15 protein-coding genes are annotated in these 21540 nt (G+C 54.8%); 6 read left to right on the top strand and 9 right to left on the bottom strand.

All coding sequences use genetic code 11. From position 1 onward, the window contains the following. From B2R17_RS20605 to B2R17_RS20585, 5 genes are all read left to right on the top strand, one after another. Positions 1-2606 (top strand): hypothetical protein (locus B2R17_RS20605; RefSeq protein ID WP_286765452.1); only part of this gene is annotated, 2606 nt, incomplete at its 5' end. 309 nt (positions 2607-2915) lie between these two features. Continuing rightward, positions 2916-3293: a hypothetical protein gene (locus B2R17_RS28505; protein ID WP_422662599.1), complete on the top strand. Its 378-nt coding sequence runs from the start codon at positions 2916-2918 to the stop codon at positions 3291-3293. 6 nt (positions 3294-3299) lie between these two features. Continuing rightward, complete coding sequence (locus B2R17_RS20595) at positions 3300-5177, top strand: hypothetical protein (RefSeq protein WP_286765451.1); 1878 nt, start codon at positions 3300-3302, stop codon at positions 5175-5177. Continuing rightward, on the top strand, positions 5174-6847 hold the full coding sequence (locus B2R17_RS20590) for a metal-binding protein (protein WP_286765450.1): 1674 nt from the start codon (positions 5174-5176) through the stop codon (positions 6845-6847). The genes B2R17_RS20595 and B2R17_RS20590 overlap by 4 nt, the downstream gene beginning before the upstream one ends. A 271-nt stretch (positions 6848-7118) precedes the next feature. Continuing rightward, entirely contained in the window at positions 7119-8747 is a 1629-nt protein-coding gene (locus B2R17_RS20585) for a reverse transcriptase family protein (protein WP_286765449.1), read from the top strand. 68 nt (positions 8748-8815) lie between these two features. Here B2R17_RS20585 and B2R17_RS20580 read toward each other — a convergent pair whose 3' ends face one another. The 9 genes from B2R17_RS20580 to B2R17_RS20540 all read right to left on the bottom strand — a co-directional run bounded on the left by B2R17_RS20580 (position 8816) and on the right by B2R17_RS20540 (position 20216). After that, on the bottom strand, positions 8816-9220 hold the full coding sequence (locus B2R17_RS20580) for a cupin domain-containing protein (protein WP_286765448.1): 405 nt from the start codon (positions 9218-9220) through the stop codon (positions 8816-8818). Between the two features lie 243 nt (positions 9221-9463). Continuing rightward, positions 9464-10630, bottom strand: a complete 1167-nt coding sequence (locus tag B2R17_RS20575) for a hypothetical protein (protein WP_286765447.1) — start codon at positions 10628-10630, stop codon at positions 9464-9466. A gap of 99 nt (positions 10631-10729) precedes the next feature. Further along, positions 10730-11227 (bottom strand): hypothetical protein, encoded by a 498-nt coding sequence (locus tag B2R17_RS20570; RefSeq protein ID WP_286765446.1) that lies wholly within the window; start codon positions 11225-11227, stop codon positions 10730-10732. A 13-nt stretch (positions 11228-11240) separates the two neighbouring features. Next, complete coding sequence (locus B2R17_RS20565; RefSeq protein WP_286765445.1) at positions 11241-12053, bottom strand: DUF2262 domain-containing protein; 813 nt, start codon at positions 12051-12053, stop codon at positions 11241-11243. 112 nt (positions 12054-12165) lie between these two features. After that, entirely contained in the window at positions 12166-13632 is a 1467-nt protein-coding gene (locus B2R17_RS20560; protein WP_286765444.1) for a DUF1501 domain-containing protein, read from the bottom strand. Then, positions 13629-16418: a DUF1553 domain-containing protein gene (locus B2R17_RS20555; protein ID WP_286765443.1), complete on the bottom strand. Its 2790-nt coding sequence runs from the start codon at positions 16416-16418 to the stop codon at positions 13629-13631. The genes B2R17_RS20560 and B2R17_RS20555 overlap by 4 nt, the downstream gene beginning before the upstream one ends. A gap of 179 nt (positions 16419-16597) precedes the next feature. Beyond that, the gene (locus B2R17_RS20550; protein WP_008657430.1) at positions 16598-17824 is read right to left on the bottom strand and encodes a multidrug effflux MFS transporter; all 1227 of its coding nucleotides are present in this window, start codon (positions 17822-17824) and stop codon (positions 16598-16600) included. A gap of 317 nt (positions 17825-18141) precedes the next feature. Next, positions 18142-19014, bottom strand: a complete 873-nt coding sequence (locus B2R17_RS20545; protein ID WP_349676999.1) for a c-type cytochrome — start codon at positions 19012-19014, stop codon at positions 18142-18144. A 287-nt stretch (positions 19015-19301) separates the two neighbouring features. Beyond that, positions 19302-20216, bottom strand: a complete 915-nt coding sequence (locus tag B2R17_RS20540) for a metallophosphoesterase family protein (protein ID WP_286765442.1) — start codon at positions 20214-20216, stop codon at positions 19302-19304. Between the two features lie 229 nt (positions 20217-20445). Here B2R17_RS20540 and B2R17_RS20535 point away from each other — a divergent pair, with 229 nt between their 5' ends. Then, positions 20446-21387, top strand: coding sequence for a diacylglycerol/lipid kinase family protein (locus tag B2R17_RS20535; protein WP_286765441.1), 942 nt, complete (start codon positions 20446-20448; stop codon positions 21385-21387). The last annotated feature ends 153 nt before the right edge of the window (positions 21388-21540 follow it).

Below are 21540 nucleotides of genomic sequence, written 5' to 3'. Positions count from 1 at the left end.
GCATCCGTTCGCCTAAAGTGCAGTCTCTATGGCAAGGGGATTGGACATCTTCAGAGGAACGCGTCAATCTCGCTGGATTGGGCCTCCAGATTACGTGGCGAGATACCCTGAGCGTCACGGAAACACTTTCGCAAGTCCGAACGATCGAACGAATTCCAAAAACCCAGGACTACGACCGGTTCATCTCCGACCTCGAATCATCGCGTTTTGATGCGGCCGAGGATCTGCTTGCCGGGCTTCAGTGGGTGACCGACAATGTCGTTGCTTATGGCGCAACTGACCACCAACGCTGCATCGCTCACTGGATCTCCCAAGAAGCATGCAGGCGATTCACCGAAGAAGATGTCCAAGGTGCATTAGTGCTGGCACTACTTTCAGCTGCACAGAATCACTTTGTTTCGCTTTTGGATAAACCACTTTATCTCGACGCACGGCAGGAGGGTGAATGGGTTGATCCGATTGAATCATTGGCGACCGAACAGCGCCGGCGTCTAATCAAGATGCTGGCCGAACAAGCTACCTCGAGCCACCACCGTCAATTTGCAACGCGATCACTCTTGCGTATCGAAGACTTTGAATGGTTGATCGAGGAAAGTGAAGGCAAAAATACTGACATCCCGGCGGCCGATTGGATTCGTTTTGCAAACGGTTTACCGTGGCAAGACAGTGCAGTCTGTGTGAATGCATGGATCGAAGCCGTGATCAAAGGTAATGAAGCGGTCATCCAAGTGCTTGGCCAAGCGACCTTCACAGAATTAGATAGCGAAGAAGCCACGCTGCTGCGTCAGCAGTATCGGCAGCAGCGAGGAGTAGCGTCGCCAGCGCCGGTTGCTTCGCCGACGTACGAAGCCGAGTTGGCCCACGCCCTTGCCGAATGCAATAATGATCCGCTGAATTGGCCGGGAGTATTTCGATATGTTTCTGGCTCCATCGGTCAGCGTGAGTATGCATCCTATCTGCACCTAAACGATGGCTGGAAAAATGCTGAAGAATCAACAAAAACGGAAGTCGTTGAAGCCGCTAAGGCGTACTGTGCAAACTGCGACATCAACAAGCTTTACGAGAGCATTCACCCCACTTCGTTTTGCTCGTCGCCTTTCGGAGCGATAAGTATCATTGCCCATGTGGATCCAAACTGGCTGACCACGCAGGACGAGAATTGGTGGTTGCAGTGGCTGCCGTGCATGCTCTACGACCTTTCTTTTGGTCATGCCTTTGAAGATACCGATCTCCGAGATCAAGTCTATCTTCTTGTCGGCGAATATGCGTCTGACGCCTTGACCAAATCTGCCTGTCGATTGGCAACCGAGGCTTCCGAACGCGACTGGAGAATCGAGCTCTCGCTACCGTTTCTCAAGGGTGACGCTGCTAAACAGACGGCTCAAGCGTTGCTGAAAGATGTTCGTTTGCTGCAGTCAAGATGTGCTTGTACCACCATGGAGTTTATCCTCAAGCACTTACCTGAAGCGTCGAGCACGATTGCCGAAGAATTCAAGTACTTTGCAAAACTTGTTCCGGACGGTGTCTGCGTAAACGCGCAGGAGGTTGCTGTCGCTTTGCTGCTTCATGATCCGGTAACTTTTTTTGAGGAGGTGCTCCCGCAGCTTGCCAATAATGACGACCTGGCAAAGGCGATCATCCGTCGCTACCTATACAAGTCGCGATATAGGGGTTCGGGATACCGATACGAGAAAGACTTTGGATCGGTCCCTGCCGAGAGTATCGGCCGACTCGTTTCCATTATGTTCCGACTCTACCCTGACGAAGCTCAGATGGCGGACGACCCAACATGGCGTCTACAAGAAGAATTTCGCCTACGCGATTCTCTCGTCGACTGCTTGAGGTCGCGACCGGACGCAGTTGCTGAGCTTAGGCGACTCGAAACGGAACATGGCGAACGCGCACCTTGGATTCGCAGAATTCGCGCGATGGCCGAACAGTCATTGCGATCTTCCGTCGGGGATCCTTTGCCGGTAAACGCAGTGCTGGCGATGCTCGCATCTGACGACAAACGGCTGATTTCATCGCCTGCGGAAGTTCAGGCCTCGATTGAGACCGCATTCGATAAGTATTCGAGAGAACTTCGGTCATCAAGTCCTTCACCCGTTCAGCGGCTTTGGAATACACCGAATGGAGAAGCTTCATCGACGAAGTTGGAAGAGGAAGTGTCCGACGAACTGTTGGTCGTAATTAGAGAATATCTCCAGTCGCACGGAGTGGTTGCCGCTCGTGAGATACAGATTCATCGTCGGAACCCGAAAAGCGACACACCAGGATCTCGGCTGGACGTAAAGATCGAAGTTCCGGCGACCGTCTATCAGGAAGGCAAACCAATTGAAATGCCCATTGAAGTAAAACTCTCGCACAACGCGGAGGCCAAGACTGGGCTCAAGAATCAGTTGGTTAATCGTTACATGGACCAACTCGGCGTCGATCACGGAGTCTATGTGCTTGTTTGGATGCAGTCGGATAATCTAGCGGATAAGCACAAGCCAAAATGGAAAACGATTGATCACGCACGGGCTGAGTTACAGCAACAAGCGAAAGACGCTAACGCCAACGGAAAGTCCGTGAGCGTTGTGATTATTGACGCGTCGCTCAGGTGAAGGCACTCACCTCCGGGGGCCGAAAAGGGGACGGGGGTCATTGTTGGGCTCGCGGAGGATGTTCAGCCATGCTTCGCTGTGGAATTGACTCGGAAACGGTTCAGATCAGGGCCGTTGGAGGTCGAGACCGATTGCCCAAGATAGGCCTGTCGATTGTCGGTGTGGCTCCGGTTTCCTGCGCGACTTCGTGCGGTGGGTTGAACGGTCGCTGAAACATCATGGCTTGCGTTTGCTTCGACGATGGGAACGTTGACAGAGCCTTTTCAGGGCGAATGAGATTGAACTCCGCCGTACACACTGGAGAACTTCATGAGATGGTTGCCTGCTGGGCTGATCACGCTCTCTTTGGCAATTCGGGCCGCTCACGGTGACGAAACGGAAGACTCCACCTCTTCGCAGGAAACAGGAAAACTCAACTCGCACGGGTTCGAAGGGCTCGCTGAATTGAGCGAATGTGGATGGCGAGCCGATCGCTATCAGCGACGGCGACCACTTCGCTATCCGGGAAGGCGGCAAGACCGTCGGCTCGGGTGTCGTCACGAAAGTCGTCGCCTAGTTCATCAAACGCAAAACGCCCGCGGTGGAGCAATCTGCTGCGGGCGTTTCTTCGTGTTCTCCGCCGTGCCTTGTCACGGATCAAAACTTGTTATCATCTCCGACAGTATCCACGACGGGACTTGTGAGTAGAGACCGATGGCGAATCAACAAAACACCTCCAAGGCTTCATCGCCGTCGAAAATACTGCTTGATGAGTTGTTCCAGAGTGAAGACGATCAGTTCCTGGACTTGTTCGTTCAGTTTGAATCGTACGAATTCTTGAAACACTTCTCGATCAAATGGATGGAGGACGCGCGGCCCTGGGCGAGAAAACAGTTGATCGAATACCTTCACGGTAGTCTCAACCATCCTGGACACGAGGTCGTCTTCAAACGAACGCTCAAGCTGGCTATCGAGCGAGATGACGATGAACTGATTGCTCACTTTATGGTAGCGCTCGATGGATTGGTGCGTCGAAATCGAACGACATCGTACGTTTACAATTATCGAACCCGCCAGAGTTATCGCCGTGAGTACTTGTTCGCCAAACCAAATCGAACCGTACGCGAGCAAACGGGGAGATTCCAGGAATTCACCTACCGCAAGCAAACATATCGAACGCCGCTTCCGGATTTATTGAATCGGCCGCACAACCGATTGTTCTCGCAAAAAACACGTGCCCACCTGCGCCGCCGAGTCTGGCGTTATTTCCGGTTCATGGCCTACCAGGATGCGACCCGCTACACCGACGCGATGGTCAGCGCCTTTGCACTCTACGACAATTCATATTTCTCGTCCGGAGAGGCGATCCTGGACAATTGGTCGCTAATGCACGCTGGTTTCTTTCATTCACCGGAGATCGCGTTTACGCCCTCGCACACGAACATCGTTGCCGGGCAGTCGCTGTCGAATTTGAAGCCGTCACCCTATCTGCCGGCCGTTTGGGACAACGACGAGGTTGCTGCGAAACTGTGGCTGCTATTGGCGGAAGCGAACAGCCAGTTCATTCGCTTGTGGACGATTGATATGCTGCGGCAAAGACACGCCGATTGGCTATCAAAGATTTCCATCGAAGAATTGGTTCAACTGCTTTCTTGCAGTGATGCGACGGTGGGTGAATTTGCGGTGGAGCTGTTCCGAAACCATAAGTCGCTTGCCCATGTGGAGATGGCAACTTGGCTTCGCTTGCTGCAAGAAGCCGATTTTTCGGTGCTGCCCACGATTTGTGATGCAATGCAAACGCATACCGATCCCAAACGTCTCAGCGACGACCAACTGATCGAAATGACAATGGCTCGTCCGGCCGCCGTCGCGTCCATGGGATTGAAATGGCTCCGAGCACGACAGGAAATGCGTCGAATTGAGCCTGATAAGTTGGCGAAACTGTCGGAAAGCAAGTGCGTTTGGGAATCCGAAAAGATCGCAGACTGGGCACTCGACCAGCTAGCGACCTCCGAATCTTATTCGGCCGAGCGTTTCGTCCAGTTCTTCGATTCGCCGACGCTGCCTATTCGGCGATCAGCTTGCAAATGGCTAGAGTCTGCGAAAACGGAAGTGGAAGCGGCCAAAGGTTCGGAGGCACTTCAACTTGACCCCGTGTTGTGGGCAAAACTGTCGGAGACACCCTACGACGAAGTTCGTTTTTCCTTGGTCAAAGTTCTGGCGGACGTTCTCGATCATGCTCCGCAACGATCTCATGAAGGTGCAATTGGTGACGGCATGAATCTGGATCGCTGGATGCGAATCTATTGTGCCGTTGTCTTGTGCGTTGATCGCGGATCGCGAACCAAGCCAAAAGCGATTCGTCAACTCGCCAAGATCGCCGAGCAGGATCCGCAGCGATGTGAGAGCGTGATGCCGGTTCTCGCAATTGCCGCTCGTTCGATTCGCAATCCCGAACGCTATGCCGCTTTGTCAGCAATCGCGACACTGGTGCAGCAGAAAACAGAACCTCTGGAAGTCGTTTCTCGATGCATGCCCGAATGGAATTGGTCTGAAAGCGACGGTCAGCTCGCTAGTGGAGAGGGAGTATGAAAGTCAGTATGAAATACGCGGGCCGAAGCGCTCTGCTGGACATCAGCGGCGGGGCAAAGCTATTGCAAATGGCTCCCAACTTGGCTCGCCAGCAAGTTTCGTTCGACGGGTCGCTGAACCGACCGATCGAATTTCGCGAGGCAATCAGTGCCCTGCACGACATTGTGATCAACGACTTGCGATTCCAACCACGGGATAAGACGGCGTACCAGCAATGGCTTTCGGAACAGCGGGCACGAGAGCGTACGATCCGACAGACTGCGATGGACCAGAAGCGTCGTGACATCGCCAGCGGCATCGTCGACAAGCCGACCGCGGAGCTAAAGAAAGCTCACGCCGATGCGCTCAAACGCTATTGGTCCGCTCGCAAAACGCTCGATAAACGACTGCGGAAAGAGAACGAGGCATTATGGCGCAAGTTGATGCCGTACGACCCAGTCATCACGGTGGCCGAAGATGTCGTCTTCTTTGAATGTTTCTCGGTTGACCAATCCAGCTATGGGTGCTTGACCGTCGACCGTGGTGACGGGTTTGGCGAAAGTGGCCAAACGCAGCTGGGAACGACAAACGTTGATTATTCCTGGGACCTTTACGACAGCTTCCAATCGCTCCGAACGTATCGTCAAACGCGATTTCAAATCGACCCCGCCGCGTTTGAAGTCTCGACCTCTGGCGGTGGCGACCAACATCGCGAGGAGAAAATTGACTTGCCCAGCGGTTGGCTCAGTGGATTTGTGCGACTGCAATCGGCGATGGCGATGCCAACGAAAAAAGTAACGCTACCGCTTGCAACGATGTATTCCCTGCTTGCGTTTTTGAAACGCAACAAGGCGAAAACCAGCCCCAGAGCGATTCGCTTCGAGTTACGAGAGAACGAGACACCGCGTTTGGTTTTGGAACCGTGGGGAAACACGATCGAAGCGATCGGCGCAACTTATCAAGGTATGCCCACGGAACCGATTCGCGTTTGGGGGCGGCGGCGATTGCTGACGCTTTCCCGCTTGTTACCGCTTGCCGATTCGGTCGATGTCTATTTGCTCGGCACCGGACTACCAAGCTTCTGGGTGGTGCAAATGGGTCCGATGCGTTTGACGCTAGGCTTAAGCGGTTGGACGACGAACGACTGGTCCGCTGGCAGTTCGATCGACATGCTGATGCCACCTCAGAAACCTGAACCAACCTTGGTAGCGTCGGTTGCCGAACATCTTAGCAATCGCCTCGCCGGAACCTTGGATGAGGTCACTCGTCATGCGGGAGTCCCGTCGGCGTTGGCGTCGTCGGCGCTGAACCAACTCGCACTTCGCGGCCAAGTCATCTATGACTTGCACGCTGGTCAATACCGTTGGCGGAGCGTTTTGCCGATGGCACTTTCCGACAAAGAAATCGGGCCGGCGCACCCCGAGTTGCAGGCGGCGGAGTCACTTGTTCGAGCGGGCAAGGCTGAAGTGCAAGAGGCAATGGCGGGACCACGTGGCGGAATCATATTGAACGGTACAGTGGAGGCGACGCCCTGCGAAGCATTGATCGATGGTGATGGCGTGATTCGTCGAGGCAAATGCCTATGCAAATGGCACCGCAAGGCGGGGATTCGCAACGGCCCTTGCCGTCACATCCAAGCATTGCGGATGAGTCACGAACAGCAAACTCATGCCAAAGTTTCGCAAGCTTGAAAACTGATTCAACACCCCTTACAACCAAGGAATAAAGATTAGAGCGAGGCGACGATTCAAGCCTACCTTGCTGCGGCGATCCGCCGTGGTTGAGTTTTGCTTCTCATTCGTCCCCAAGGTCGTTGTTCGTTTGGCCACCACCGCATGGTAGTGCGTCGACCAGGACAAGCCAAGGCTTTCGACGCACTACCATGCGGTGGTGGCCTTGGTGAACGACCTCGGTCCGCAGACGTGAAGTTGAATCGTCGCCCGCTCTGGTCTTTTCAATACGATGGGCCTGTTTCGAGTCTTAAAACAGTTCTTTGCCCCTGGACGCAATCCGCCACAGGATGCGACGCGAGCCCAGGCAACCGCTCCATCATCGATCGACCATCGTGACCTGACACCGCCAACGACTCCGGTTGTCACGACAGGCCCCGATTATGTTCCATTAAACAACTTGCCCGCCATACCTCCGCGAGAATCGTCCGGTTTTGACGGCCTGGATGCGAGTCAGTTTCAACCGCTGACGCAAGACGAAGCGATGGAAGCGACCGCCGAACCGGGGTGGCGGACGGCATACTGGGATCCGCTTGGTGTCATCCCGTCTGCGGATTTGCCGCGCATTCGAGTGATCGACCAAACAATGGTTGGGATGGGGCTGATCGACGCCGATGAACTGGCGCAGATCCACAGCCTCGGCGAGGAGATGTCGAGGTTTCGAACCGACTACTACGCTGTCCAAGACGCGGGTAATCAGGCGGTCCAGCAAACCAGAGACGCTCGCACGGCCAGAAAAGCCGAAATGAAGCAGCGTGCCGCTGAACGCAAGAAGCAACACGATGCCGACGTCGCTCATCGCAAAGCCACTGACATCGTGTTTCTGGGGCGAGGTGTGTCACGCGGACTTGCCGACCGTCGATCTAACATCGAGCGGTTGAAATCAAGCGAACTACCGGTGCTCTCATCGCCTGCCGATGTCGCAAGTGCATTGGGAATCTCAGTGGGAACCCTTCGTTGGTTGGCCTTTCACCATCCGGCCAGCAAGACGACTCACTACCACACATGGACGATTGCCAAACGCTCCGGCGGAGACCGAACGATCAGTCGTCCGCAAAAGAAGCTCGCCGCAGCCCAGCAATGGATCCTTGATTCGCTGCTCAGCCAAATTCCGGTTCATGATGCTGCACATGGATTCGTTCCTGGCCGCAGTACGTTGACAGGAGCCCAGTCGCATGTCGGATCTCAGATCGTCGTCAACATGGATCTGCAAGACTTCTTTCCGACGATTGATTTCGCCCGTGTAGCCGGATTGTTTCGCGCCCTGGGATATTCCCCGGCTGTGGCCACGATCTTTGCATTGCTCTGTACCGAGTCTCCTAGACGTGTGATTCGCAGCGGTGGCGAAACACTGCACGCCGCCGTCGGAAATCGTTCCCTTCCGCAAGGCGCGTGCACCAGCCCGGCACTGTCCAACTTGATCGCCAAGCGACTGGACAAGCGACTTGCCGGAACAGCAAAATCCATTGGCTGGCAGTACACGCGGTACGCTGATGACCTAACGCTTTCGACCAAAGTAAACTCGAGTAAAGTTGGCTACGTCCTTGCTCGAGTTCGCCATTTAGCGAAGGAAGAAGGCTTTGTCGTCAAAGAATCTAAAACGAGAGTCCTCCGCCAATGCACTCAGCAATCTGTGACGGGCATCGTCGTCAACGATCGTCCATCAATTGACCGCAAGACCATTCGAGAAATACGGGCGATTTTGCATCGAGCAAAATTTGAAGGTTTAGAAAAACAAAACCGGATTGATCACCCGAATTTCGCTGGCTGGGTCAGCGGCATGATCGCCTACATCAACATGGTCAACCCGCAACAAGGCGGCAAGCTCCGTCGCCAGCTCGAAGAACTGAGCATGAGGTAAGGCACGTCAATTCCGTCGCACTCCAGCCGAAGCAATAAGGGCATTGTGACTTCGCCTGGGACGATGCGTCAGTCAGCCATCAGTTCAGGGTCTTCGAGATCCGTTTGTATCCAGCTCTCGGAGACGTGAATGTCGGTTGTCTCGAGGGAGCCGGGGCCAACGTTGTGGTATTTGTGTGGAATGTTTGCTGGACCGAGCAAAATGTCGCCCGCTTTTGCTTCGATCTTTTTGTCACCAATGGTGAACAACGCATTCCCGCTGCGGACGATGAACATTTCGTCGTAAGGATGAACGTGCCAGAGAGGCCCGGCTCCAATTTCGTCCGTGCAATAAAACAAGACGGTCACTCCCGTCCCAATGTCCTTGCCCTGGACGTCTCCCTTCCAGAGCTGATCGTGTGATGCCCAATCAGAACGGTGCAAGATCTTCGGCTCACGACCGAGCGAGTTCGCAGTGACGGCGTCGCCTTTCATGACAAGCCTCCAATTCGTTGGTGTAGCGAGAAGCAAATCGTCGAATCAATCTTCCTGTTTGTGTAATTGCCGAAGACATCGAACAACCGACCATCGCGGGTACTCAGAAGCCATAAATAGGAAGACCGAATGTCAGTTGACCAAAGCACCGACGGCGGCTCTGGTCGACGTCAGTCCAGTCATAGACCGCGGGGTAAACCAGCCGACGAGCACGCTCATCGCAATATGCACAGTAGCGCAAGCTTAATCCAGCAAGCCACGTTTTCGCAGCGACGACTTGAGCATGCTGAGCGTGGGGTTGGCTTTTGCCATCTTCTCGGCACAATTGTGAGCAAGCTTCTTTCCCTTCTCTCCTCCGATGGCTTCGCGAAGATCGGCGAGGATTTCGGCGGCGGCTTTGTAGTTTTCCGTGCCGCGAGCAGCCACGGTCTTCTCAGCTTTGGCGAGCCAGGTCTTGGGCGACGCCTTCATCTTTTCCATTCGCGTTTGGCGTTCTTTCTCTGCCTTCGCAGCTTCTCGCTTGGCCCTTGCGAGTTCTTTTTTCCTTTTCGCTGCGTTCGCCTTCTCTCGCAATTCATTCGCCGAAAGAAGCAGCTCATCAAGCGAGTGGCCTCGCACCGTCGTGGGCCAATCAGCGGCCGATCCAGAATCGCGAATCTCGGCAAGCAATTCGGCTTTGAGTGACGCAGGATCCTCTTTCAACAACCGGCGCAATAGAGCTCGCGAACGCGCCTCGCTGATCGAACGGGACCATTCCTGAATCGGATCTTCTTCGTCGGTCTGCGGGACAAGCTTCCGCACGCCATCCGCTGCGGCTCTCAACGTCAACGGATCCAATCCAAAGAACGGCAGCAAATCGCTGCTGCCTGATGGCATCGTGTCCAGACCGTGCGGCACAGGAGGTTCAATGGTCTGTTCTGGGTCTTCGTTGTCATCGTACGCAGCACACAACCACAACAGGTACAACGCTCGCAAATCCCCGCCGATCAGTTGCTCACGGACTTTCGCCAGCGAATCCAAGTAATCATCAAAATCCCAGACGTCCTCGATCTCACCAGGTTCAAGAAAAGGGCAAACTTTCAGTATCCCGGCTTTGCCTTTGGGATCTTTCTTCCAAGCAATCCCGTCGCAGTTGAGAAACGGTTTGAGCGTCGACTTTGAAAAGGGGAGGCCGCTGGGCAATCGCAGTTTGATCTCACGACAACCGTAGTTCGCGTAGGCCAGATGCACATCAAAACCACACCGCAGCAAGCCATCAACGTCACCACCAAACGAACTGTAGTGATACTCAACCGACATCTCCCACCGAGAAAGCTCGGAACGCGACGATTGCTGTGCAGCAAACTCAAGTTGTTTATCATCCAGTGCCCGGTCAACGGCACGGAAGGCTACGTATTGGTATTCGCTCATGGGATCTCGTTGTTGTGGACGCCCAAAAGGGGACGGGGCATTGTTGCGTCGCGGATGGTCTTCGCCCCTGCTTCGTCTTGAAACGGAAAAGGAAACGGTTCAGCTCGGGTCCGCTGGGGGATGATACGGATTGTCAGAGGTGGGCAGATCCGTTGCAACATTGGTTTCGTCTTCCGGCGTGGCTTCGAGTGAAGGAGCGACCGGTCGCCGGAACATCATGGCACGGATCACGAACAGCGCCACGGCGACAATGCAGAAAAGCAGAAAGGCTTGGAAGCCGTAGATCAAAGGGCCCATGGCTCTGTTCGCGCCATCGACGGTCAAACCCATGTAGCCTTCCTCGGTCATTTCAGCCGGATGGGTGTCCGCCCACTCGCGGCGGATCCGCCACTTTTCTTCGATCTCGGACGAAGACCACTGCGTTGCGATGATCGCCAAACCAAAAATCGCAATCGCTTTTAAGAACCGACGGAAAACTTCATTCCGGATCACAGACAACGCAATCAGCACGCCCACTCCTGTGTACAAAACGACGGGATAGCCCCAAGAAAAAGCATTCGTCCGCGACGATTCCCAGACCTGTTCAAACGGGTCCATTGATATTGACTCCTTAACCAGGGATGTCGGAATCAGTGAGGCCTTCGCTCAACGAGCCGCTGATTTGAATCGAGTGACCATAGAAGATATCGCCGTCGTCATGCCAAAATTCAAACTCGCCATCGGGACCAATTGAGATCGACTCCAGCCCCATGCGATCGAGAAATTCTTCCGCGTCCATCTCTTTGCCTACCTCCTGCCAATCGTTCGCCAGCTCCAGCTTTTCGGCGACAGCGAACGCCTCAATCTTCTTTTGCCACTCAGCCGCATCGCGGAAAAGTGCTTCTGCCGTTTCGAGTTGGCTCGCAATGTCGAAACCCTCGTCAGAATCGATTGAAATCTCAACTTCGACTCCATTCCAATCAGCGAGACCTTCGAACCAGCCAATGCTTCGGTTCAACGTCAGGTCGCCAAACCGTTCTGTCTTGATGATGACAGGTTGTTCAAGCTCTTTCGCAATGGATGCGAGTTCGCGATTCTCGATGTTCTGCTGCACGAGTTTGGAAACCACCGCACGAGTCTGATCGACCGACAGCAGCACTTCGAACTGGCGCAGGGTTCCCGCCGCGAAGTCGCGGAAGTAATCAGCCGTGGCCGGAACGGGGCGAAGCAGCAACAGCGTATCACGCCTCAGTGGTTCTCCCATTACCCGCCAAGCCGCAAGTGAAAACAGATGAACGGTGTAGCCTTCCGTTCCAGGCCAACCACTCTGACTCGACTGCGAAACCACCCCTTCGACTACCACCAACTCGGACGAGTACTCACACCCCGCGGCGTCCAACGCTGCAAGTTTATCGCCCATTGGTAGTTGAAAACGCTCGCTCATGGATTGGGTCCGCTCTGCTTCGTCGATAAAAGCCCAACTGTAAGCGTATCGGTCCTTCCGATCACGTTCCAAGTGTTCGTCCAGTCAACCACTCGATCTTTCGACACCAAGTTTATGCCAAAACGTCGTGGATCACTTCACCGTGAACGTCGGTCAGGCGGCGTTGGATTCCGTTGTGGTAAAACGTCAATCGCTTGTGATCCAATCCCATCAAATGAAGGATCGTGGCGTGAAAGTCGTGCACGGTCATCACGTTTTCCTGAGCCCGGAAACCAAATTCGTCGGTCGCACCGTAGCTGAATCCCGGCTTCACTCCGGCGCCCGCCAACCAACACGTGAACCCGTTGGGGTTGTGGTCGCGACCGTACGTTCCGGCTTGGAACATTGGCATTCGACCAAACTCCGTGGCGAATACGACCAGTGTTGATTCCAATAGCCCACGCTGCTTCAAATCCTTGAGCAATCCAGCCACCGGTTGATCCAAGATTTCACCGTGGACGTCGTACTGTTCCTTGAGTTTGCTGTGGCCGTCCCAGTTGATCTTGCCGCCCGATGCGTATGCTCCATTGAACAACTGCACGAACCGAACGCCCCGCTCAATCATTCGACGGGCGAGGATACAATTGTTTGCAAAATCGGCTTTGGTCTTGTTGGAACTGTCAGCACCATACAGCTCGAGAATGTGTTCTGGTTCCCCTGACAGATCCACCACATCGGGAACCTGCAACTGCATTCGAGCCGCCAATTCATAACTGGCCATCCGTGCGGCCAGTTGCTGGTCACCGGGAAAACGATCCTGGGTTTGTTGTTCCAAAAACCGGAGTGCTTCGCGTGATGCGAGTTCCGTGTTGGTGGAGATCGAATCGGGACGGTCCAAGTAGCGAATTGGTTTGGTGGTACTGAACGGTGTGCCTTGAAACGCTGCGGGCAGAAACCCATTGGCCCAGTTGTTCGGTCCCGACTGCGGCATGCCACGCGGGTCCTCCATCGCGACGAACGATGGCAGGTCACGGTTTTCGCTGCCCAAGGCAAAGTTGACCCACGCTCCCATGCTGGGAAAACCATCGAATGTGAATCCCGTATTCATCACATTCTCGGCGGGTCCATGCGTGTTGGACTTGTTCGTCAACGAATGAAAGAAGCACAGGTCATCCGCCATCTCGCCGATGTGGGGCACGAGATCGCAGATCATTTTCCCGCTCTCGCCTCGAGGGCGAAACTTCCATAGCGGCCGCGTCAAATTGCCGTTGGGCCCTTGGAACGACACCAGGTTTTCATTGCCAGGCATCGGCTGCCCGTGAAGACGTTCGAGCTCTGGTTTGAAATCGAACGTGTCAACGTGACTCAATGCCCCCGAACAAAAGACGACGATGACATTTTTGGCTTTCGCCGGAAAGTGAGACTGTCGCGGCTCATAGGGATTCGCTGGATCAATCTCGGGAGCGGGACCATGAGACGATTCGGCCAGCGCCGCTGCCACACCGAGCGCCGACAATCCGCCGCCAGCACTCGCGAGAAAATGACGGCGACTGAAAGTGGATTGCAACGCCGAACGAGGGTGCATGTTTGAAAGCTTCATTGGATATACAGGAACTCGCTGGTGTTCATCAGAATTCGGCAAAGCTGTGCGAGACCATGTTCGCTCGCGAAATCATGCATTTTGCTTCGTTCGACTTCGCTTGGTGAACGGGACAAAGCGATCTGAAAAGCGTGATCAATTTGTTCTGAAAGACTGTCGCCCACTTCGGCTTGAACTCGATCGGCGAAGTAGGACGCTTGCCGATTCACAAAGGGACTGTTGAGCAAACTGAGGGACTGGATCGGCGTGATCGATCGTGTTCGTTTGGGAGTCATTTGCCCGGCATCGGGACAATCGAACGATCCGAAGATATCGACAGCTTGCATGCGAATCTTATGAGCGTAGATCATCCGCCGCCAACCTGATTCATCAAACGTTTCCTTTGCCGTGTAGTCCGCCAGCCCACCGCGTCGGTCAAAGAAATCAAACCCGGGGCCGCCCATCTTCAAATTCAACTTGCCGCTGGCCGCCAACATCGAATCGCGAATCGCCTCGGCTTCGAGACGTCGGGCAGGGAACCTCCATAGCAATCGCGAATCGGCGTCGATGGCGATGCCTTCTGAATTGGGTTGACTTGATTGCTGAAACGTCTTGGATGTCACGATCAATCGATGCAATCGTTTGAGAGACCAACCACCGGCAACAAAGTCCGATGCCAACCAATCAAGCAACTCAGGATGCGACGGTGCGGCCCCCATGACTCCAAAGTCTGATGGAGTTTCAACCAATCCGGTTCCAAAGTGCTTTTGCCAAACCCGATTCACAATGACTCGTGCGGTCAACGGGTGATCGGGACGTGTTAGGTGTTCCGCCAGTGCGACACGACGATCCGGCTCGGGTTGATCCACGTTCATTCCCAGATCCCCCAGTACAACGGGAATCGCGGGAGGCAGTTTCTTGGTTGGTTGCATGGCATCGCCGCGACGAAGCAACCAAGTGGGCTCCGGTGAGCTCTTGAAGCTTGCAGCGTAGACTTTGGGACCGCCCGACAAACGGTTCAATTTCTTTTGCGTTTGACGGATTTGGTTGAGCTTGCCAACCAACGCTTGCACTTGAGCGGAATCCAAATTCGCGAGCTGGATCTGATCTGCCTTTCGCTGGTCGTCTTCACGCAGCATTCGGTCCCTGGGAGTGGCAACCGTCTGCCACTCATCGGATCCCGAAAGTTGTACTTCGATCGTGTAGTCCACCGGCACGCTACTGCCTCGATCCCAGACCACTCGATCGATCATCACTGGCTCTTCAAAGTCGACCTGCAGCCAAGCCGGACCGCCTTTGTCAGAAACCCATGGGAAGGCTTGGCGACGATCCGTCTGACCATCGACCAGATTGTCAAAGTGCCGAGTTTGATTCGCCAACGCGAAACCGGATGCCGATGGTCGAGCACCGCTAGATGCCAACGCTGCATTGCGGGCGGGCTGCTCATCGGTGGCGACCGTCCAAGCCTCGAACTCGTACAACGATGCGGGAGCCCCATTCGCGGTCGCTTGAATGTTCATCCTGACGGAGGATGCAAGTTGCGGAGAAAACGATTCTGTTTGCAGGTCGACCAAAGCCGGCTGCAAATCATAGTTCTGTCGCAAGGTCTCCAACTTGGACCGCAAGGCTTTCAATTGGTCCCGTACCGCGGGGACTTGTGCGACCATCGCATCGTTTTGTTCTCCGCGAAGACGTCGTTCACCATAAGTCAGCCCAGCAAAAACCGCTTGCATGGAATAGTAGTCGCGTTGCAGGATCGGATCGAACTTGTGGTTGTGACAGCGGGCACAGCCGATGGTCAGTCCAAAGAATCCTTGTGAGACCGTGCGAATCACTTCGTCCAGTTCGTCTTGGCGAGCTTGACGCATCGCTTCTTCGTCGCGTCTGATTTGGCCCGGCAAGTTGGCGGGACCGGCGACCAAAAAACCGAGTGCGGCATCTTCGCCCACCGTATCGCCCGCCAACTGTTCAAAGAGAAATCGATCGTATGGTTTGTCGTCATTCAGCGACCCAATGACCCAATCACGGTAGGGCCAAGCGTTGGGGCGAGGCGAATTGGTTTCAAAGCCAACCGTCTCCGCCCACCGAATCACATCCAACCAATGCTGGGCCCATCGCTCGCCATAACGTGGTGAATCCAACAACCGGGTGACGAGCTCTTCGTAGGCGACTTCCAAACCCTCTGGGTGTTCGACAAACGCACGAACCTCTTCAGGGGTTGGAGGCAAACCGGTCAAGACCAGTGAAACGCGTCGAACCAAGGTTGCGGCATTGGCTTGCGTCGACAACTCAAGTCCACGCTGATTCAGCGTCTCGACAACAAAAGCGTCGATCGGGTGCGACTGCGACGTTTGACTCAGCGGCGGTTGGATATCGGCGATGGGCTGCAACGACCAATGGTCGCTTTCGACCTCATCCGCTTCCGCATCCATTTGGCCTGGCCAATTTGCTCCCTCCTGAATCCAGCGTTCCAACAGCGACACCTGGTCCGGTGAGAGTGGCGGTCCCTCCGGAGGCATTTGCAGATCGGGCTCATCCCCGTTTACCACACGGAGCAAAAAGCTAGCATCAGGGTCGTTGGGAACGATCGTCGCTTCGCCATAGTCACCGCCGCGAAGCATGTTGCCGCGTTGATCGAGTCGCAATCCGGACTCGTGTGCGTCTGGACCATGGCATTCCAAACAATGAGCAGCGAAGATGGGCTGAATTTGTTTTTCGAAATCCACCGGTTCCGCATGGATTGATTCGATGTTGAAAACAACGAGTACTAGCGCGAAAAACACGAGCGTCGTTTGTCGATGATTCATGTCGATCCGCCTGCACCTCGAGTCACTCGGTCAACTTGTCCTGCCGCCAACGCAGGTTTGTGAACAACTGCTTCAACCATACAAAACCATCTACGTCGAAGGTCGCGAACGCATTGTAGTCGTTCACGAGGGCGCATCGAGGCATGGCCCGTCGCGAAAGGCGAGATACAACCAATCGCTTATGAAACGGTTGTGCACGGCTGCACCGCAGCACTTTCGACCCATCGCATGACCAGCAATGACAGTGCCCCCAAGACCGCGAAACCGCCTATCAAGGGCAGAATGGTTCCGTTGTAGCTGTGACCGATCAGGATACCCAGCGGCACCGAGATCAACGTTGAAATAGAACCAACCAGTGCGGAGCCTATCCCGGCGACATGCCCGAGCGGTTCCATCGCCAACGAATTCAAGTTTCCAAACAGGATTCCGATGGCAAAGAATATCGCTAGCAGATAAGCCATCGTGCTCCACAAAGGAGGACTTCCGGCGTAAAGAAATGCGAATCCCAAAAAACCAACCGAGGTGACGGCGAGCGATAGCATCGCGCGACCAATCAAGGCTCTCATACCAAATCGCATCACCAAATTGGCATTCATCAGTGAGGCAACACCGGCGGCCGATGCCAACACGGCGAAGTAGATCGGAAACCACGAACCAAGATCGTATTGTTGCTGAAAGATCTGAGCCGCCGAACTTAGAAACCCAAGAAACGCCCCCGAAACTAAACCGGCGACCAGCGTGTAGCCAAACGCGATTCGATTGGTACAAACCTCTCGCGAGACGAGAAGGATTCGCTGGAGCGAGAACGGCATTCGATGCGCGGGCAAGAGTGTTTCCGGCTGTCGCAGTGCGAACCAACCAAACAGCATCAATGCCATGACGGCGAGCACCGCAAAGATCGCTCGCCAATTCGCCACCATCAGAATGGCTTGGCCCAACGTCGGCGCGATCACTGGCACCAGGATAAAAATAGTCATCACGAATGACATCACCCGTGCCATGGCCCGCCCTTCGTATTGATCACGAATCAACGCCAGCGAAACGCTGCGAGGACCGGCGACGCCGAGTCCCTGAACAAAGCGCCCCACCAACACCAACGTGAAGGTCTCGGCAAACAGTGAGATCATCGAACCAACAACAAACAGCCCGAGTCCAGCACTCAGCGCCGACTTTCGTCCGATGCTGTCTGAAAGCGGGCCGAAGAACAGTTGCCCCAGAGCCATGCCGAGGAAAAGCAACGACACGATGAGTTGGCTGTCGTTTTCATGCGTGGCCCCGAGCTCCTCACCGATGATCGGCAAAGCGGGCAACATCGCATCGATCGCCAGCGCAACCAGAGCTATCATCAACGCCATCAGCGTCACGAACTCACCCAACGGCAAGGCAGGTTTTTGTTTCAAATCCATTCCAATCCAAACCTATCTCACCACCATAAAAGTCATCTTCTCAGTCTCGCTTTGATGCACTCGGCCGCTTTGATGCACTCGCACCGTCAGGCACCACATCCATCCAAACTTCGCGAACGAATGAACCCGTCACGCCCCATTCTTGGTTTGGCCAACCGTACGATGGACTTCCAAGTCCGTCGAATCACAACAACGATCTTTGCTCGATGCAGGAGCTAGACATCGCTAAAACGGCCGATCTGAATGAAAAGGCTCTCGGTCGCTTCAACAACTAGATCAAAGCATGACATGGATGACAAAGCGAGAGGCGACCGGGTTCAGTTCGGTGCGAAGTTTGGTCGATTGTGCGAATTCACGTAAGCGGCGATGTCGTATGCTTCTTGGTCGGTCAAATCAGCGTCATCCAGTGGCATCGCGACTTGGAGCCACGACGCCATCTTCTGCACTCCAGCCAATCCGGCACCATCGTTGAAGGATTGATCGCCCCAAACCGGCGGGCCGTCATCGCTTCCCAGACCATCATCGGAATGACACGAAGCACAGCGATCCATGTAAAGCGACTCACCTCGATCAACACTGGGTGGCTTGGGAGGTTCGGTGAGCAACGTCATGTGGTTTGGACCGAGCGGCTTTGCTGGGTTCATCTTCAGCGGCGTGCCCTCTGATAGCCAACTGATGTAGGCGGCGATGGCGACCGGCACTTTCGAACCGTTCGGCGGTCGTGTTCCGTTTTGGCTTCGGATGAAACAATTCAGTATCCGATCTTCGAGCGTGATGACGCTCTTTTCTCTGGGTGAGTAAGCGGGATACGCCGCTGCAACCCCGATGAATGACCCCGCCTTTTTGTGCCGACCGGCGTCCAAGTGACACGATGTGCACTTCAACGAATTGCCAACAAACGGCTTCGAAAGCGGATGCTCATTGGTTGTGTTGACCAGCGACTCACCCAGCCTCACGACTTCGCCGAGTTCTCCTGGAGGGTAGGGCGGGCTCGATGAAGATTGATTCGTTGCAACCAAACGCACGTCGCCGGGATGGCTTGCTGCTGGCGATGCAGTGTTCTCATCCGCCACCGCCATCCAACCCAATGACACCGCAACTGTCCCGAACGTCAAGACAAACAGAACTCGCAACGATCGAAAATCACCAAACCTACGCATTGCACTGTGCCAATGAGGGAACGGAGCCATTGAGGAAACGGAGTTAGATAGAAACAGAACGGCCATCAAAAAGCAGCCAACGAACACCTATCGCGGAGACGGTGATTGACACCCGCAAACGCAGCCCACCCTGCGACCGGTCACTGAGCTAGAGATGGCTTCTCAAAAGCCGGAACCGCCAAGGAACGTGCGGACAAGCACTGACTGGCACTTTCCCAACCGGCGGACTGTGCGGCGGACAGTGCGTTCCAGCACATGGCCGCTCATGTCCCACATACGATCGTCGGTTGTTTTGGGAAAATCCACACAGTTCCGGTCTATGCCCTCGTCGACCGAAGCGTTTGCGGTCGTTGGTTGGACTCAACGGTCTCAGTCGCTCGCGAATAGTGACTCGGTCGAATCGAAGCCGTCTCCAGGCGACGACCACCTCGGGCAAATTCATGTCGGCTCAATGGAGCGAACTGGCCCGTTTGATCGTCAAAGATATGGTGGGTCACGATGATCGTTTGATCGGTCACGTCAATTTCGTTGAAAGAGTTCTTCTCTTTCTCGCGTCCTCGACCACGGCGTGACGTTGTTGTTCCACACTGCACGATCACGATGCCATGAGCGCGACCTGCGCCGGGATAGAAATCGAGTGTGTTGCCGATGAAGGCACGGTGCAAATGGCCGCCCATGATCAGTTCGACTCCGAGTTCGACGAACAAATTGATCGCACGCTTCGCCTTCGGCATCGTTTGATCGTGCAAGTAATCCGGTGCTGGGGCAAAGTGATGATGCGCGACGACGATCTTTGCCAAACCATCCGGAACACGATCAAACGCGTCGCGACAAAAATCGAGCTGGGACGGATGAATGCGTCCATTGCTGATGGCTGATCGCGGAGCGGTGGAATCGAGCCCCACGAAAAGTGCATCCGGAGTTTGCAACACCGTGTTCAATTCGTTGCTGATGTACTGACGGTAATATCGATGCGGGTCCGTCAGCCGTTCCACGATCCGGTATAGCGGAACGTCATGGTTGCCTGGAATGACAATTCGAGGAACATCCGGCAATTGATTGATGAACTCGGCGGCCTGCTGAAACTGTTCCGGCTTGGCACGCTGAGTCAGATCGCCACTGACCACGACCACGTCAGGATCAATCGACGGAGCCGTTCGAAGCAACGCCGAACCAACGTTCGGCAGATAAGGTGGTCCGAAGTGAACGTCGGAGATATGCAAGATTTTCATGGCACACGGATTGCTCGATCAAAGGTTCGTGAAGCGGGTACGGAGAAAGGATTTGGCAACCCCATCAACCGTTTGGTCGTTGGCTTTGGTTCCGTGTTGAAACCGTGGCGACCACAAACGGCTGAAGCACCAAAAAACTCCTCGATACCTGCTTCGTTCCGGGCAGCTTGAACTGGCAAAACCAAGGAAGCTTGCCCCACCGCTCCTCATTGTTGCAATTCGCATACCGATGAACTCATCCGTTTCCATCCTCTGCAACCCTCATGCATCCGGCTGGGATCGCTGTCGCGATGACCTTGAGCGTTCAGCAAGCGAGCGGGGACATCGTTTGGTCAAACTCGATCCAGACGACAAGTGGCTTGACCAAATCCGAGACACCCCGCCGCAACGTCTCTGTATCTTCGGAGGCGACGGGACACTTTCCAAGGTGGTCCAGAAACTCGACCGCGAAAAGATGCTGGATCGATTTGAACTGGGTTTGATCCCGGGCGGAACGGGAAATGACTTTGCTCGCTCGATCGGGATGCACGGACTGCCTTGGCAGGATGCTTATGCCACCGCAACGGAGCAACCAGCAACACCGATTGATTTGATTGACATTCAAAACGGGTCCGCACATCTGATCATCAATGCCGCCACGGCTGGCTTTGGCGGATTGATTTCGGGTGAAGTCAGTTCTGCTGACAAGCAGCGGTGGGGATCGATGGCTTACTGGATCACCGCGGTCACCCATCTGACCTCCTTGCCAAAGTACTCCCTCGAATTGACATTCCAAGATGACACACATGCCAAGTTCGAGGTGTTTGGATTGGCGATCGCGTCAGGTCGGTATGTCGGTGGCGGGTTTCCGGTGGCGCCCGAGGCGACGGTCAACGATGGTTTGCTGGATGTCACCGTCGTGCCGGTGATGCCCGTTTCTGAATTGTTGGCTGCGGGAGTCGATACGACGTTTGGCTGGTATCACGAATCAGGACGAATCGCGACGTTCACCGCCCGCTGGGTTCGCGTCGAGTCCACGCCTCCACTGCCATACAGTTTGGACGGCGAAACCGAACAAAGTGACGGCGTTGAGTTCTCGATCCGCCCCGCTGCGATGCGTGTCGCATGCCATGCCGACGCCGTCGGCGTGCAGTCACCGGGTGCATTCCAAACCGCTACGCAGTCTCCATGATTGAGGCTCCATGATTGAGGCTCCATGATTGAGGCTCCATGATTGAGGCTCCATGATTGAGGCGGCGATGGAACGAAAAAGTTCGCCGATGGTTTGCTTTCAAATTGGCGCGGCAGTTGCTCGCCTATGGGGCATCCAACCCCAATGAGGTGA

This window comes from Rhodopirellula sp. UBA1907, assembly GCF_002337565.1.
GTDB lineage: Bacteria > Planctomycetota > Planctomycetia > Pirellulales > Pirellulaceae > Rhodopirellula > Rhodopirellula europaea.
The sequence above is the reverse complement of the archived record's forward strand: the minus strand, read 5'-3'. Positions and strand labels throughout refer to the sequence as shown.